Consider the following 15,751-nt stretch of genomic DNA (forward strand, 5'->3'; position numbering starts at 1 on the left):
CAGGCGGCAACGTTGCACGCGGAGAGATCGCGCTCGCTGATCAAGACGCACGGTTGGCACCTCGCCGTCAGCACACACGTCCACGATCCCGCGGCTGAAACGCCCGAGTTGGTCCGGTTGGTTCGGCCCTCTTCAATCGAAGAGGGCGCAGGGAATGCCGGGTGCTGGCCTCACCCATGGCCCGCCTGCGAACAAGAATGCAGGCGGCAGGTACCACAGGTTCAGCCGGTCATCCGGCATTCCCTGCGCGGTGGGCTTGTCGGCTGCTTCGCGCTCTCCCTGGTGCACCGGGCTTGTTGGCCACCATGACGACAATGCGCTTCGAACGCCTTGCGCTTGACACCAGCGTCGGGGTGTCGAGACCACGCGACTTGACCGCCTGCGCCGTGCCGTTCGTCCACGCGCTATGAGCACGTTGCGACACGATGCAGCCACCGCCTCCCCACCTCACGTCTCGTGACGACCGCGAACCGTCCCTCTTCATCGAGGCGGGATGGCCGGAAATGTGAGGGTGATTTGCCCGACGAGACAAGCGGATTGATTGCGACAAACTAACACGACGGGCAGTTTGCGCATGAGAGGGCTGCGGCGATTGCCCGTCGGGCAGACCGCCATACAGCCAGCCTAGCTCATGGCGGCGGAATCAAGACGTTGCATCTCCCAAGATTGGTCAGCGCTTCACCATCGGACCAGTCCTATGTAGGCTCCCATGATCCATAGCATCAACTCTTTGCGTCCGTGCCCATGCGAAGCCGCCAGATCAACTTCTTCCTGACGCCGGACGACCAGGCGGAGCTGCTGCGCAGACTCGATCCTGACGGTCAGTTCGTCTACCTCGCTCGCAGGTGCCTGTACGACCAGATGCAGATCCTCCCCACGGCCGTGGTTCGCCAGATGGGGCAAGAGCCGCTCGGCATCTATATCGCTCGTGCGGCTGATCTCGACACGATCGTCTTCAATGAAGGCGAGAACGACAAGTCCATCGACGTGATCCGATCTCCCGTCATCGAATTCAACCGATGCTACTTGGGCGACGAGCATATCAGCGATGGCCGCCTCTATGTCGTCAACAGCTACTTCGACGCCCACGGTCGGATTGCCAGAAAGAACGACAGCTTCCTGAAATGGTCGGAGCGGCTGATAGCGAAGACCAGGAGATGTCTGACGAAGGAGGACAAATCGTTCTACTATTTTGGAACGGAGACGCTGCAACTCAAAAGATCGGGCTTCAAGACTTCACCATTTTAGCCGTCAATGCGTCGGGCCGCAGCGTTTCGCACGGCAACCGTCCATAGCCACGCCTTTGCGCCTCCCGGATGGAGACGCGCCGTGACCCGCTCTGCTCGCCGTGATGGTCGGTGACGAATGAAACAATGCAGATTTGATTCAAAGTCGAACGGATCTTCGCGCAGCACCGGCGTACCCGCAACACATCAAACTCTACGGTTGCATTATCAGAATACAGTAAGCCTTACTTAACCCGATACCCTCTATCGTGGAAACTACGGGAAACAATCGGCAACGAACCAACACCTGTTGTCCATCGAGACAGTCGGGGCGGCGTTCGGAAATGCCGAGATGGCCAATGTCGACCAAACGAGTGTGAGGGGTCATGCTGCACGGCCTGGTGCTTCGCTTCGCACGGGATCGCAAAGCCAATGTCGCGGTCATCTTCGCCCTGACTTTGGTGCCGACGATCTACCTGGCCGGCATGGCGCTCGACTATACGCAGGCCTTGCGCAAGCAGGGACAGCTCGACGCCGCGGCCGACGCCGCGGCGATCGCCGCCGTCCGACCGGCGATGCTGACCGTGACCGACGCCAACGCCGTGAAGGCGACGGCGGCTGCCGTGTTTGCGGCCAAGGCCAATATGCCGGGCCTGACCGTCGTCCCGACACCCGACATCACGGTCACGGATTCCGGGCTGAAGCGCACGATCAAGGTGTCCTACGTCGCGCAATCCATCAATAACTTCCCATCGGTGCTCGGCGCGCCGTCGTGGAAGGTGCAGGGCTCGGCGACCGCCGAGGCGTCCAGCGCGCCCAACATGAACTTCTATCTGCTGCTGGACGACTCGCCGTCGATGGCCATCGCCGCCACCCAGAACGACATCAACGCGCTGATCTCCGCCACATCGAAGCAGCCGGGTGGATCGAAGAACTGCGCTTTCGCCTGCCATGAAACGAACCCTCAGCTCGACAGCGGAGCCAATTCGTCGACCAAGGACAATCTCAGCGTCGCGCGGGCGAACAACATCACTCTCCGGATCGACCTCGTCGTCAACGCGGTCAAGCAGCTGCTGGTCGGCCCCTGGTCATGCCTGCAGGCGAACGTGTCCGGCGGCGTCATGCAGTGCATGTCGGCCATCAACAGCACGACCTACAAGGCCGCGATCTACACGTTCGACTACAATCTAAACACCATCCAGACACTGACCTCGCCGTCGTCTGCCGGCACCAAGATTTCGAACATCCAGCTGATGACGGTCGACCATCAGAACTGCGTCACGACCGCGATCTGCAACACCGACTTCGGCACCGACATCTCCGGCGCGCTCACGAGTCTCAACGCCATCATGCCCGCGCCGGGCTCCGGCACCAATCAGTCCGGCGACACGCCGCAGGAGGTGGTGTTCCTGGTCACCGACGGCGTCGAGGACAAGCTGATCGCCAAGACCGCGAGCTGCGATCCGAATGCGACCTATCCGCTGCCCTCGGCGGGAACGCAGGTGCGCTGCCAGCAGCCGCTCAACACCGCGGCCTGCGACGCCATCAAGAACCGGGGCATCCGCATCGCGATCCTCTACACCGAGTATCTGCAGCTGAGCGACAGCTGGTACAACAGCCGTATCGCGCAGTTCAACAATCCATCCTCGTCGACCGGCGCGATCGCGCAGCGGCTGCAGTCCTGCGCCTCACCCGGCCTGTTCGCGAACGTCCAGACCGGCGGCGACATCTCGACGGCGCTGACCAACCTCTTCCTGAAGGTCGCATCGAGTACCGCGAGCCTCGTGCAGTAAGGTCACGTCATGACACCGCCCGCAGCAGAATTGCAGACAGCCCACGACGTCAGTTGCACCGCCTTCGTCAAGGACAATAGAGGCGCAACGGCGGTCGAGTTCGGGCTTGTGGCGGCGCCCTTCCTCGCCCTCGTCGTCGCGCTGATCCAGACCTTCCTCGTCTTCTTCGCCCAGCAGTTGCTCGAAGCGGTCGTGCAGCAATCGGCGCGCCTGGTGATGACCCAGCAGGTGCAGCTCCAAGGTCTGAGCCAGGATGCCTTCAAGCAGGAGGTTTGCAAGAAGATCCGCATCTTCTTCAACTGCAGTGGCCTGATGGTCGACCTGCAGGTGGCCAATGCCTGGTCGTCGGCCAATACGGGCATGCCGTCGCTGACCTACAACAGCCAGGGCCAGGTCACGAACACCTGGAAATTCAGTCCAGGCGGGCCCGGTGACATCGTCGTTCTCAGGGTCATGTATGTCTGGCCGGTCATGCTGGGCCCACTGGGATTCAATCTGTCCAACCTGTCGAGCGGCAACCGCCTGATCATGGCGACCGCCGCCTTCCAGAATGAGCCGTAGTCGTGAGAGGAACGAACATGCTCGCCCATCTGACCTGCCGTGCGCGCACGCTGTACGCCGATGACGATGCGGTGGCGGCCACCGAGTTCGCCATCGTGCTGCCCTTCATGCTGACACTGCTGCTGGGTGGTGTCGAGCTCGGCAATGGCCTCGCCATCGGTGTGAAGGTCAGCGAGACATCGCACAGCGTCGCCGACATGGTGGCGCAGAACACCCAGATCACCGCGGCGCAGATGCAGAACATCCTGCTGGCCTCGACATCGATCATGGCGCCCTATCCGGTCAGCGAGGCCGGAGGCAACTCGCTGATGACGGTGACGGTCTCCGAAGTCTCGACCGACGCCAACGGCAACGCGACCGTGCAATGGAGCACATCGACCAAATCCGGCGCCGCAAGGGCCGTGGGTCAGAAAATGACCTTATCGGCATTCACCAATACGAGCCCGATCAACGCCAACATTTCGCTCATTCTGGGCGAGGTGTCCTATTCCTATAAGCCCAATCTCGGATCGGGCGTCACCGGCCCGGTGACGATTTCCGACAGCTACTATCTGTTTCCGCGCTGCTCGACCAACAGTCCGTCGACGTCGAGCTTCCCCTATTACGACGTCAAATACCCGGCCTCGGCGAGTTGCACCTGCGTTCAGCATCTGCGACAGAAGAGCTGCTAGGCTGGACGCCACAGCCGCTTCTCGAAGCACACAGCCTCGGGTCGGCCGACATACCGGCCATAGTTGGGAATGCGGCCATAGCCGTGACGCTCGTAGAAGCTCACGGCGCGCGCATTGACGTGCCGCGTCTCCAGCCAGATCGCGTCATAGCCGAACCCGGCGGCGGCCGTTTCGAGATGGCTGAGGATCGCAGCCCCCACGCCGCGCGTGCCTGGACGCGCATACATGCGCTTGACCTCGGCGATCCCGGCATCGATCGGACGGAGCGCACCGCAACCGACGGCCTGCCCGGATCCGTCACGCGCGATCACGAAGCAGGCTCTTGGCCCCCGGACGTCATCCGGATCGAATGACGACCGGCCACTGTCACCGGTGATGCGCGCGAGCGCCGCGGACAGGTCCGCGATCAGGGCCGCGGCGTCGGCGGACGCCGGATCTTCCGGTGAGATCGTCAACATGCGATCGACTCTTCAGCACATTCGTCGGCGCTGCTCCTATCATGCCGACCGGCGCGCCTGCCAGCCATCGCGACGCGGACGGCCTCATCCTATTTTGCAACGGCGGAAGAATTGCTCTAGAGGTCGCGGACTTGCCGGAGAAGATCACGTCATGCCCGACCTGCACACGTCTCTCCTGTTCCTGTCCGCTGCCCTGGTCGTCGCGCTGACGCCTGGTCCGGGCATCTTCTACATCGTCGCACGGACACTGGCCGGTGGACGCCGCGAAGGTCTGGCGTCCAGCGTGGGTCTTGGCCTTGGCGGTCTCGTGCACGTGATGGCCGGCGCGGTCGGACTGTCGGCGCTGGTGATGGCCAGCGCCGAGGCCTTCACCGCGCTGAAGATCGCCGGCGCGATCTACCTGATCTGGCTTGGCATCAAGACCTGGCGCGAAGCAGAGATCGCCGCTCCGGCGGAGGTGTCGACCACGGGCAGCCAGCGCGCCTTTCGCGAGGGCGTCATCGTCGAGGCGCTGAACCCGAAGACGGCGGCGTTCTTCCTCGCCTTCATCCCGCAATTCGTCGAGCCCACCCGCACCGTCGCCACGCAGTTCATCGTGCTGGGCTTGATTTCGGTCGCTCTGAACACCGCTGTCGACCTCGTTGTCACCGTCTGGGCGGCCAAGGCGCGCCATGGGCTCGTTCGGCGGCCGAGCCTCGTGACGCGGATGCGTCAGATGTCCGGGGCGGTCATGTGCGGGCTCGGCGGCGCGCTGCTCTTGGCGCGCCGCACGAGCTGAGCTGGCGGTCGGGCATGGGCGCGGTTGCCCCGCCCGCCCTACTCCAGCTCGATCGCCTGGTAGGTGCCGGTCTCGTCGAGCGCGGTGCCCCAGATCTTGTGCGAGGCCTGGTGCTCGGCGCGGCCGAACGACAGCTTGCTGCCGAGGCCGAGATCGATGTTCTGCATCGATTCCAGCGTATCGACGAGACGCTCGGTATCGAGCGGCGTCGTCTGCTTGAGCGCCTGGATCAGGATGTTCGCCGAGATGAAGCCCTCGAGCGAGGTATAGTCCGGCGCTTCGCCCGGGAAGTACTTCTCCAGCGCCGTCTTGTAGTCGAGCACCAGGCTCGAATAGCCGGCGACCGACGGGACACCCTGGGTGACGATCACGTTCTTGGTGTATTTCGGGCCGAGCAGCTTCAGCTCGGCGGCGAGCGACGACGATCCGACGGCGGAGATGTTGGCGTAGATCAGCCCGGGCACGGCGTCGTGGGTCTTCTCGATGAACTTCGCCGCCGCGCGGTCGGTCGCGATCATGATGACCGCCTTGATCGCCGGCTTGGTCTGCGCCTTCAATTGGTTGACGGCCTCGTCGACCTCCAGCGTGCCACGCGGAAAGCCGTAGCGGATGATCGGATCGGTGATGCCTTGCGCGCGGAACGCCTTGGCGACACCATTGGCGCCGTCGTCGCCGTAGCCGTCGTTCTGCGCGAACACCGCGATCTGCTTGGCCGGGATGCGCTTGACCTTCATCAAGTAATGGACGATCGCCGCCGTCTCCTCGGCGTAGCTCGCACGGTAATTGAAGACGTAGCGGTCGGGCGGATCGCGGCGCACGATGGCCGAGCCGCTATAGGGCGCGAAGAACAGCGCACGACGCTCGAGCGCGTACGGGATTGCCAGCGCATTGTTGGCGGTGCCCATGTTGCCGATGAAGCCGAACACCTGCTCCTTTTCATAAAGGTGCGTCATCGCGCCGATCGTCTTCGAGGGGTCGTAGGCGTCGTCGGCCGCGATCAGCCGCAGCTTGCGGCCGTTGATGCCGCCGGCGTCGTTGGCGCGGTTGAACGCGGTCTCGATGCCGACCTTCATCTGGCGCGCGGACTCCTTGCGGACGCCCGAGAACGGAATGACCGTGCCGAAGCGGATCTCGGTGTCGCTGACGCCGCGCGGCAGCGGCGGCGGCAGATTGGCGGTGGGCTGCGTCGACGCCGCCGCCGCGGACGGTGCCAGCGTGAACGACAGGCTGGGTGCCGCCGACTGCTGCTGGCCGAGCGAGCGCTCCAGATCCGACAATTGGCGCTCGGCGGTCTGGCAATTGACTTGCGAGGACGCGACGCGGCCGCGGCCTTCGGCGATGTAGCTGTTGAAGCTGCGGATCAGCCCGTCGCGATCGCTGCTGTTCGTGGCGGCCTGGCGGATCACCTCGCCGAACTGATCGATGATGGTCTGGACGCGCCCCTGCGCGATCTCGCGGCAGGTCGCGGCCTGGCCGACCACCGGGCCGACGCGCGAGGCGAGATCACGAACCGTATCGGGAGAGATGGGAGCAGCGGAGGCGGTCGGCACTAACAAGCAGGTTCCGAGAAGGAGCACGCACCAGCGAACGGTCATATCTGACTACCCGTCTTCTTTTGTTTGGTTGGCGTTGTTCGACTACATGAGTGAGACAGCAATCGTATTAAGGATAGGTTGCAGGACACCGCAAGCTCCATCACACTGAGCGTCGGCCTAGGAACGCCGCGGCGATGGCTGTCGCGCGATCGCTGACATTGGTGGCCCTGCATCGTCGCGAACTAACAGCCGCCGTGATCGATTATCGCCAGGAAACAACGGCTTGCGACATCGCATGACAGGCGGCTCGCGGTTCGCGCGCGACCGGAAGCGAGGCCCTCTCGCGGCACGGAGGCGTTCAGACGTGAGGGCGGGAAGTTGCTTGCAGTGTTAACCGCCGCTAACGCAGGACGATCAAATGCGCGCGCCGGCCTTGAAGGCGGGCTCACCTTGCGCCTGTTGGCGACGACGTGCCGCACCACAAGCCGTGATGACAATCGGGTGAGTTTTAATTGAATGCAGCAGCCGTCGAGGCCCTCGCAGGCGGCTGGATCGGCGCCCGTTTTGACGCTAGCAGCAGCCTATCTCGTGTGAGTGCAGAGGGGATCCGCCGTGCCGTGGAAGAATACCAGACTGGAGTTCGGCGGCGTCGCCAAGTTCTTCCATTGGACCAGCGCGGCGGCGTTCATCGCCGCCTACATCGTCGTGTACTACGTCATCTGGTTCATGGATGACACCGCGCCGGAGGTGCTGCCGGTGCTGAATGTCCATTGGGTGCTTGGCATCTTCGTCGGGCTGTCCGTGGTCCCGCGGCTGCTGTGGCGGCTCGCCAATGTGCAGCCGGAGGCGCCGCATTCATCTCCCGCCGAGGCGTGGCTTGCGCAGGCAGCGCATTGGGGCCTCTACGCGCTGCTGATCGTGATGCCGCTGACCGGCTATATCGGCACCGATGCGCCGACCGATTTCGGAGCCTTCGCGGTGCCGAGCTTCCGCGAGACCGCGTTGTTCGGCTGGATCGAGACGCGCTGGGGCGTGTCGTGGGAGGCGTTCGAGCCGCCGGTCGACGCGATCCACCATTTCATCGGCAAATGGATCGCCTGGGTCGTGGTGGCCCTGCACGTCGCCGCCGCGCTGGTTCACCACATCGTCCGCCGCGACGGCGTGCTGACGCGGATGCTGCCGGGGCGGCCGGCGGCGTGATGATGTCGCCCGAATCCGACCGTCATTGCGAGGAGCCGAAGGCGACGAAGCAATCCAGGGCGTCGCGAGGACTCTGGATTGCTTCGCTCGCAATGACGCCTGGTAAAGCGTCGATCGTGCTCTGCCGACCTACTTGGCCGGCAAATTGGGCTTGATGTGCAGCTCGCGGAGCTGCTTGGTCGAGGCTTCCGACGGCGCGCCCATCAGCAGGTCCATGGCCTGCTGGTTCATCGGGAACAGCGAGATCTCGCGCAAATTCGTGGTGCCACACAGCAGCATCACGATGCGGTCGACGCCGGCGGCCATGCCGCCATGCGGCGGCGCGCCGTACTGGAAGGCGCGGTACATGCCGCCGAAGCGGTCGACCACCTCCTGCTCGCCATAGCCCGCGATCTCGAACGCCTTCACCATCGCTTCCGGCTTGTGGTTGCGGATGCCGCCGGAGGCGATCTCGTAGCCGTTGCAGGCGATGTCGTACTGGAACGCCTTGATGGTCAGCGGGTCCTTGGTCGTCAGCGCTTCCAGGCCGCCCTGCGGCATCGAGAACGGGTTGTGCGAGAAGTCGACCTTCTTGTCGTCCTCGTTGTACTCGTACATCGGGAAGTCGACGATCCAGGCCAGCGCGAAGCGGTCCTTGTCGATCAGGTTCAATTCCTCGCCGACCTTGGTGCGGGCGAGACCTGCGAACTTCCAGAACTTGTCGGGATCGCCGGCGACGAAGAAGGCGGCGTCGCCCTCCTTGGTGCCGAGCTGGCTCCTGATCGCCGCGGTGCGCTCCGGGCCGATGTTGTTGGCGAGCGGGCCTGCGCCCTCGCCGCCCTCGCGCCACATGATGTAGCCGAGGCCGGGCTGGCCTTCGCCCTGCGCCCACGAGTTCATGCGGTCGCAGAACGCGCGGCTGCCGCCACCCGGCGCGGGAATAGCGCAGACCTGGTTCTTCGGGTCCTCGAGCATGCGCGCGAACACCTTGAAGCCGGAGCCGCGGAAGTGCTCGGAGACGTCCTGCATCTCGATGGGGTTACGCAAATCGGGCTTGTCGGTGCCGTATTTGCGCAGCGCTTCGGCGAACGGGATGCGCGGCCAGCCCTTGGTGACCGGCTTGCCCTTGGCGAACTCCTCGAACACGCCGGTGATGACCGGCTCCAGCGCCGCGAACACGTCCTCCTGCTCGACGAAGCTCATCTCGACGTCGAGCTGATAGAACTCGCCGGGCAGGCGGTCGGCGCGCGGATCCTCGTCGCGGAAGCACGGCGCGATCTGGAAGTAGCGGTCGAAGCCCGACATCATCAAGAGCTGCTTGTACTGCTGCGGCGCCTGCGGCAGCGCGTAGAACTTGCCGGGATGGATGCGCGACGGCACCAGGAAGTCGCGCGCGCCCTCCGGCGAGGACGCGGTCAGGATCGGCGTCTGGAATTCAAAGAAGCCCTGCTCCTTCATCCGCCGGCGCATCGAATCGATGATCGCACCGCGGGTCATGATGTTCTGGTGCAGCTTGTCGCGGCGCAGGTCGAGGAAGCGGTACTTCAGCCGGATGTCCTCGGGGTAGTCCTGCTCGCCGAACACCGGCAGCGGAAGCTCGGCCGCGGGGCCGAGCACCTCGATGTCGGCGACGTACAGCTCGACCTGGCCGGTCGGCAGCTCGGCATTGTCGGTGCCCTCGGGACGGCGGCGGACCTTGCCTTCCATGCGCACGACCCACTCCGAGCGCAGCTTCTCGGCCAGGCCGAACGCCTTGGAGTCGGGATCGACCACGCATTGGGTGATGCCGTAATGGTCGCGCAGATCGACGAACAGCACGCCGCCATGGTCGCGGATGCGATGGCACCAGCCGGACAGCCGGACCGTCTCTCCGATGTTGCTGTCGCGGAGCGCGCCGCAGGTATGGGTCCGGTAGCGATGCATGGTCGTCCTGAATGGTCGGCGTGAGGAAAAGGGAATCGGCGCAGCCTTGAAGGCGCAGGCCGAATGCGCGCTGGGTTTAGCCGAGCCGCCCCGGCGCGGCAACCGCAGGAACGGCTTTTCCGCCCCGGAGGCCGGCCACCCGGGCTCTCATTGCAACCTCCCCTGCTGCCGCCGAATTGGGCTGGCGCCGAAGCGCTCATCTGACGGCCGTTTGGGCTCGAAAAGCGGCCGCCTTGCGCCTATCTTGGAGCCATGACCGTGCATTTCCCCTTCCAGAACTCCTATGCCGCGCTGCCGGACAATTTCTTTGCCCGGGTGGCCCCGACCCCGGTCGCCGCGCCGCGGCTGATCAAGCTGAACCTGCCGCTGGCCGAGGAGCTCGGGCTGAACCCGGCCGAGCTGGAGACGCCCGAGGGCGCCGAGATCCTCGCCGGCAAGACCGTGCCCGAGGGTGCCGAGCCGATCGCGATGGCCTATGCCGGGCACCAGTTCGGGCATTTCGTGCCGCAGCTCGGCGACGGCCGGGCGGTGCTGCTCGGCGAGGTCGTCGACCGCAACGGCGTCCGCCGGGACATCCAGCTCAAGGGCTCCGGCCCGACCCCGTTCTCGCGCCGCGGCGACGGCCGGGCGGCGCTGGGGCCCGTGCTGCGCGAGTACATCGTCAGCGAGGCGATGGCGGCCTTGGGCATCCCGACCACCCGTTCGCTGGCCGCTGTCGTCACCGGCGAGCAGGTCTATCGCGGCACCGCCCTGCCCGGCGCCGTGCTGACGCGGGTCGCGACCAGCCATATCCGGGTCGGCACGTTCCAGTATTTCGCCGCCCGCCAGGACACCGAGGCAGTCCGCAGGCTCGCCGATCACGTCATCAGCCGGCACTATCCGGATCTCGCCGGCTCTGAGCGGCCCTATCACGCCCTGCTGGATGCCGTGATCTCGCGCCAGGCCAGACTGATCGCCGATTGGCTGCTGGTCGGCTTCATCCATGGCGTGATGAACACCGACAACACGTCGGTCTCCGGCGAGACCATCGACTACGGCCCGTGCGCCTTCATGGACGCCTATGATCCGAAGCAGGTGTTCTCCTCCATCGACGAGTTCGGCCGCTACGCCTTTGCCAACCAGCCGCGCATTGCGATGTGGAACCTGACTCGGCTGGCCGAATGCCTGCTGCCGCTGTTCGACGCCGACAAGGACCATTCGATCAAGCAGGCCGAGGCCGCGCTCGACGGCTTTGCCACACAGTTCACCGAGGCGCACCAGGCCGGGCTGCGCCGCAAGCTCGGCCTGTTCACGCAGAAAGAAGGCGACCAGCCGCTGGCGCAGGCGCTGTTCGACACGATGGCCGCGGCCAAGGCGGACTTCACCCTCACCTTCCGCCGTCTCAGCGATGCCGCCGGCAGCGGCGATCTGAGCGAGGTCCGAGCCCTGTTCGAGGATCCCGCGGGATTCGACGAATGGGCGGCGCGCTGGCAGCAGCGCCTCGCCGAGGAACCGCAGACCCCGGCCGAGCGGCGCGACGCCATGCGCAAGGTCAATCCGGCGTTCATTCCACGCAACCACCGCATCGAGGCCGTCATCAGCGCGGCGGTGGAGAACGACGACTACGTGCCGTTCGAGGAGCTGCATGCGGTGCTTGCAAAGCCTTTTGAGGACCAGCCGGAGCGGGCCGACTATGCCCAGCCGCCCGAGCCCGAGGAGCGGGTGCTGCAGACCTTCTGCGGCACCTGACACGCGCTCTTAACTCCACGTCCACCATCGCGGCGACCGCGCCTGGGTCCTTAAGAAACGATCAACGCAGCCCCGACAAGTTGAAGCAACAAGTCGGGGAGGTCCGAGACGTGGACGCGCTGGTGTTCGAATTCCTGGGTCTGGCGATGGTCGCCCTGTGCCTCATCGTGCTCGCGGTCCCCTCCGGACGGAGGCCCTCCGGCCGCGTCCGGCATCATTGACGGCCCGCCGGCCCGTCCATCATCAACCATAGAGCGATCGGCGGACACGGCAGCGCTTGCCTTCCGGCCTGATTAGGCCGACAAGCAGAGATGAATTTCGTCTCGTACCCTTTGCCGACACCCTTGACTTGTCAGCGTTTTCGGACGACGGCGTAAGAGCCTCGTCATGGATCGTTCATGGACTTGATCACCACCACCGCGGACCTCGCGGCCGCCTGCGCCCGTCTCGCCCAACACCCGGTCATCACCGTCGATACCGAGTTCCTGCGGGAAACCACCTACTACCCCCTGCTCTGCGTCGTGCAGATGGCGAGCCCGGACGAGGCCCTCGTGATCGACGCGCTGGCCGAAGGCATCGATCTCAAGCCGTTCTTCGAGCTGATGGCCAATGAGAAGGTCCTGAAGGTCTTCCACGCCGCGCGCCAGGACATCGAGATCATCTGGCACCGCGCCGGCATCGTGCCGCACCCGATCTTCGACACCCAGGTCGCCGCGATGGTGCTGGGGTACGGCGACAGCATCGCCTACGATCAGCTGGTCGAGCGCATCACCGGCCATCGCCCCGACAAGACCCACCGCTTCACCGACTGGTCGCGCCGCCCCCTGACCAAGGAGCAGGCGCATTACGCCGAGGCCGACGTCACCCATTTGCGCGATGTCTTTGCCGCGCTCGATGCCGACCTCAAGAAGCGCGGCCGCAGCGACTGGGTCAGCGAGGAGATGGAGATCCTGACCTCGCCGAAGACCTACGACTTCCATCCCGAGCGCGCCTGGGAACGGCTGAAGACCCGCGTCCGCAAGCCCAAGGAGCTCGCGGTGCTGATCGAGGTCGCCGCCTGGCGCGAGCAGGAAGCGCAGAGCCGCGACGTGCCGCGCAGCCGCGTCATGAAGGACGATGCCGTCGGCGACATCGCCACGCATGCGCCGACCACGATCGAGAAGCTCGGCAACCTGCGCTCGCTGCCGAAGGGCTTCGAGCGCTCCAAATGGGGCTCCGATATCGTCGCCGCCGTGCAGCGCGGGCTGGCGCGTGATCTCGCCGCGCTCCCGAAGCTGGAAAAGCCGCGCAACAACTCCAATGGCGCCGCCATCGTCGAGCTGCTGAAGGTGCTGCTCCGCATGACGTCCGAGCGGCACGCCGTCGCCAGCAAGGTCATCGCCACCGTCGACGATCTCGAACAGATCGCCGCCGACGACCAGGCGGATGTGGCTGCGCTGCAGGGCTGGCGCCGCGAGCTGTTCGGTGAGGCGGCGCTGGCGCTGAAGCACGGCAAGCTCGCGCTGGCGATCGACAAGGGCCGCGTCATCCGCGTCGACCGGGCCTGACGGCGATCAGACCTGGCCGCTACGACCGGTTGCAGCTCCGGGCGTTTACCCAGTTGATTGCGGAGCGCCGCATACGCGGCGAATTTGCCACACTTTCACTCGGAATCGGCCCGCCCCCTCAACTCCGCCTCGATTGTCTGGGACACCTCAACCAGAGCCAACGAAAGGATGTAGGCGCTGGTCGGCAGGTTGAGCTGGCGCGCCCTCGCGATGGCCGCCTGGAGGCTGCTCGCCAGCTCTTTGAGCTCTTCCTCTCGGGTCATGTCGCGGTCTCGGTGGTGATGTCGGTGCTGGAGCTGCCCGTGTGAGCAAAGACGATTGCGAGCCGCCAGAACAGAAGCTGCTGCGGCTGCTGAGCGAAAATCCTGTTGATTTGCACGTGATGGAGGCGTTGCGCCTCGTGGTTGCATTCAACAAGATCACCGATCCGTCGGACCGCCGCATGGTGATCGATCTGGCCGAGCGTCTCGCCGAGGGCTGAACACCACGCCGGCGCCGCTCACACCGCCAGCCGTCCGCCCGCTCCGACCAATTCGGCGCTGTCGAGAACGCCGGCGAAGTTGCCGATCACCTTGGTGACGACCAGCTTGTAGGAAGTGGCGTCCCCGACGCAGGCCTGGCGGCAGGCCACCGCGTCCCTGATCACCTGATAGCGCTGGCTGCGATGAAAGCCGTCGACCACCGTCGACAGGATCGTCTCGTCCAGCGAAAAGCCGAGCATGACGCAGCGGATGTTGCGCATGTTCGACATGTAGTCGGCGAAGCGCGCCGAGCTGTAGGCTGACGGCAGCGGATGCTCGAAGGCCATCTCGCCGGGCGTCGGCCTGAAGTCGTCGATCCACTCTGTCAGATTGGATGCCGGGTTGAACCAGGCCGCTTGCGCGATCCGCTTGAGATGGATCACCGGCCACAATTGCTCGCGCCAGAACGCGACCATTTGCCGACAGCGCGCCATGGTGGCGTCGCCGTCCGCGATCAGGTGCTTGCGTCCCAGCGCGAGATATTCGCGCTGCAGATCGGCGCAGACCAGAACCGGCGGATCCGTGTCGGTCGCGCCGAACAGCTCCCGGTTCGACATCAGGGTCTCGCTGCAGAGAAATCCCGCAGCGGCGAAGATGCCGGCCGGCCTGCGGAGAGATCGAGCACGCCGGGCCGATCCCAGTCGCCCTCGGGCCGGATGATCATGTAGGGATCGCTGTCGAGGGTGATCGCGTCGTTGCACGGCTCGAGGTCGAGCACCATCTCGGTGTAGGAGAAATCCGAGAAGGTCAGCTTGCGATTGTGCCCGAGCGGCTTGGCGCCGAAATGCGCCCAGAAATCGACGAGACGATCCTGCGCGTGGCCATACGCCTTCTTGAAGCCCTTGCGCCGGCAATAGTCGAGCGCCTCCCGGACCAGCTTGAATGACAGCCGTGAGCGCCGGTACTGATGGCGCACTGCGAGCCGCTCCACCTTCGCGAATTCGCCAAAGAAGCGCACGCGCACGCAGCCGGCCGGCTGATTGCCGACGAAGCCGAGGAAATGCGCCGCGACCAGGTCGTTGCCGTCGAACTCCTCCTCCATCGGGCAGTCCTGCTCGGACAGATAGACCGCCGAGCGGATTGCAGTGACGAGCATCAGGTCGTTCGGATCGCGCGCGATGCGCACCGTGATCGCGCGTGAATTCGATTTGGCCGTCTTGGCTGTACTAATGCCGTGCATCCGCAACACTCCCTTCCACAAATTGATTCATCCGTATCGCCGGGTCGATCAGCTCCGGCATCCGGTTCCAAGGCCGCTGGTACCACCAGAGATCCGGTTGAAAGCTAGGAACCGGCGAGAAGCCAAGCGCGCCGAGAAACGCGCGTCCTTCCGCGCTCGATGGCTGCGCGTAGTAGTCGGCGGCGCGAAACCTGGGCTCGCGCATCATCCGGGCGACATTGCCGAGCCCGATGGCGCCCCGGCCCTGCGCGACCAGCGCCCACACGTAGATCGCCGCGGCCTGCTCGCCGGGCCGCGCCAGAAATTGGCGCGGCGGTTGAATCAAATTGAACTCATCCAGCAGCAACGCATCGAGGCCGGCGCAATTCAGATAGAGAAAGGCGATCCCGCCGAGCAGGTTCCTACCGCGGCAAAGCATGAAGATGGAGTCCGGGTCGTAGCGCAGGAATTCGGCGAGCTCGTGCTCGGTGGCGCGCACGCCAGGGATTTCCTGCCGCGCGAGCGCGGCGAGCTCAGCCAGTCGGTCACGCGTGACTGCGTGCGCCGTGACGATATCTGACTGCGGCAATGCGTCGAGGTCATGTCGGACGCTGTATTCTGTGCTTCCGCACTGCGGCTTCTGCATCTATGTTTCCAGCTTGGCTTTGATGA

General features: G+C 64.9%; 16 protein-coding genes. 9 read left to right on the forward strand and 7 right to left on the reverse strand.

Annotated elements, in window-relative coordinates; translation table 11 throughout:
• Positions 1–744 precede the first annotated feature (744 nt).
• From ACQR0Z_RS19630 to ACQR0Z_RS19645, 4 genes are all read left to right on the forward strand, one after another.
• The gene (locus ACQR0Z_RS19630; protein ID WP_434919708.1) at positions 745–1,248 is read left to right on the forward strand and encodes a hypothetical protein; all 504 of its coding nucleotides are present in this window, start codon (positions 745–747) and stop codon (positions 1,246–1,248) included.
• A 364-nt stretch (positions 1,249–1,612) separates the two neighbouring features.
• On the forward strand, positions 1,613–3,019 hold the full coding sequence (locus ACQR0Z_RS19635; protein ID WP_434861270.1) for a TadE/TadG family type IV pilus assembly protein: 1,407 nt from the start codon (positions 1,613–1,615) through the stop codon (positions 3,017–3,019).
• A 9-nt stretch (positions 3,020–3,028) separates the two neighbouring features.
• Positions 3,029–3,580 carry a TadE/TadG family type IV pilus assembly protein gene (locus tag ACQR0Z_RS19640; protein WP_434919709.1) on the forward strand — a complete coding sequence of 184 codons (552 nt, stop codon included), beginning with the start codon at positions 3,029–3,031 and terminating at the stop codon, positions 3,578–3,580.
• Between the two features lie 17 nt (positions 3,581–3,597).
• Positions 3,598–4,251: a TadE/TadG family type IV pilus assembly protein gene (locus ACQR0Z_RS19645; RefSeq protein WP_434919710.1), complete on the forward strand. Its 654-nt coding sequence runs from the start codon at positions 3,598–3,600 to the stop codon at positions 4,249–4,251.
• On the opposite strand, the gene ACQR0Z_RS19650 is transcribed toward ACQR0Z_RS19645, so the two are convergent.
• Positions 4,248–4,709, reverse strand: coding sequence for a GNAT family N-acetyltransferase (locus ACQR0Z_RS19650; RefSeq protein ID WP_434861267.1), 462 nt, complete (start codon positions 4,707–4,709; stop codon positions 4,248–4,250). The genes ACQR0Z_RS19645 and ACQR0Z_RS19650 overlap by 4 nt on opposite strands.
• Before the next feature lie 151 nt (positions 4,710–4,860).
• Between ACQR0Z_RS19650 and ACQR0Z_RS19655 the strand changes: the two genes are divergently transcribed.
• On the forward strand, positions 4,861–5,487 hold the full coding sequence (locus ACQR0Z_RS19655; RefSeq protein WP_434919711.1) for a LysE family translocator: 627 nt from the start codon (positions 4,861–4,863) through the stop codon (positions 5,485–5,487).
• Between the two features lie 38 nt (positions 5,488–5,525).
• On the opposite strand, the gene ACQR0Z_RS19660 is transcribed toward ACQR0Z_RS19655, so the two are convergent.
• Complete coding sequence (locus ACQR0Z_RS19660) at positions 5,526–7,082, reverse strand: ABC transporter substrate-binding protein (RefSeq protein ID WP_434919712.1); 1,557 nt, start codon at positions 7,080–7,082, stop codon at positions 5,526–5,528.
• Positions 7,083–7,634: 552 nt separating this feature from the next.
• Between ACQR0Z_RS19660 and ACQR0Z_RS19665 the strand changes: the two genes are divergently transcribed.
• Complete coding sequence (locus ACQR0Z_RS19665) at positions 7,635–8,222, forward strand: cytochrome b (RefSeq protein ID WP_434861264.1); 588 nt, start codon at positions 7,635–7,637, stop codon at positions 8,220–8,222.
• Positions 8,223–8,351: 129 nt separating this feature from the next.
• Here ACQR0Z_RS19665 and aspS read toward each other — a convergent pair whose 3' ends face one another.
• A complete protein-coding gene (gene aspS, locus ACQR0Z_RS19670; RefSeq protein ID WP_434919713.1) occupies positions 8,352–10,124 on the reverse strand; it encodes an aspartate--tRNA ligase in 1,773 nt (590 codons plus the stop codon).
• A gap of 252 nt (positions 10,125–10,376) precedes the next feature.
• On the opposite strand from aspS, the gene ACQR0Z_RS19675 reads away from it, so the two are divergent.
• Entirely contained in the window at positions 10,377–11,852 is a 1,476-nt protein-coding gene (locus ACQR0Z_RS19675; RefSeq protein ID WP_434919714.1) for a protein adenylyltransferase SelO, read from the forward strand.
• 398 nt (positions 11,853–12,250) lie between these two features.
• Positions 12,251–13,399, forward strand: coding sequence for a ribonuclease D (gene rnd, locus ACQR0Z_RS19680; protein WP_434861261.1), 1,149 nt, complete (start codon positions 12,251–12,253; stop codon positions 13,397–13,399).
• A 95-nt stretch (positions 13,400–13,494) separates the two neighbouring features.
• On the opposite strand, the gene ACQR0Z_RS19685 is transcribed toward rnd, so the two are convergent.
• Positions 13,495–13,662 (reverse strand): hypothetical protein, encoded by a 168-nt coding sequence (locus ACQR0Z_RS19685; protein WP_434861260.1) that lies wholly within the window; start codon positions 13,660–13,662, stop codon positions 13,495–13,497.
• A gap of 41 nt (positions 13,663–13,703) precedes the next feature.
• Here ACQR0Z_RS19685 and ACQR0Z_RS19690 point away from each other — a divergent pair, with 41 nt between their 5' ends.
• Positions 13,704–13,880 (forward strand): hypothetical protein, encoded by a 177-nt coding sequence (locus tag ACQR0Z_RS19690; RefSeq protein ID WP_434861259.1) that lies wholly within the window; start codon positions 13,704–13,706, stop codon positions 13,878–13,880.
• Between the two features lie 18 nt (positions 13,881–13,898).
• On the opposite strand, the gene ACQR0Z_RS19695 is transcribed toward ACQR0Z_RS19690, so the two are convergent.
• The 3 genes from ACQR0Z_RS19695 to ACQR0Z_RS19705 are packed head-to-tail and all read right to left on the reverse strand — an operon-like array spanning position 13,899 to position 15,725.
• Positions 13,899–14,477, reverse strand: a complete 579-nt coding sequence (locus ACQR0Z_RS19695; RefSeq protein ID WP_434861258.1) for an isochorismatase family protein — start codon at positions 14,475–14,477, stop codon at positions 13,899–13,901.
• The gene (locus tag ACQR0Z_RS19700) at positions 14,477–15,100 is read right to left on the reverse strand and encodes a GNAT family N-acetyltransferase (protein ID WP_434861257.1); all 624 of its coding nucleotides are present in this window, start codon (positions 15,098–15,100) and stop codon (positions 14,477–14,479) included. The genes ACQR0Z_RS19695 and ACQR0Z_RS19700 overlap by 1 nt, the downstream gene beginning before the upstream one ends.
• Complete coding sequence (locus ACQR0Z_RS19705) at positions 15,087–15,725, reverse strand: hypothetical protein (RefSeq protein WP_434919715.1); 639 nt, start codon at positions 15,723–15,725, stop codon at positions 15,087–15,089. Before ACQR0Z_RS19705 ends, ACQR0Z_RS19700 begins: the two co-directional genes overlap by 14 nt.
• Positions 15,726–15,751 lie beyond the last annotated feature (26 nt).

Source organism: Bradyrhizobium sp. HKCCYLS3077 (genome assembly GCF_051167555.1).
Taxonomy (GTDB): domain Bacteria; phylum Pseudomonadota; class Alphaproteobacteria; order Rhizobiales; family Xanthobacteraceae; genus Bradyrhizobium.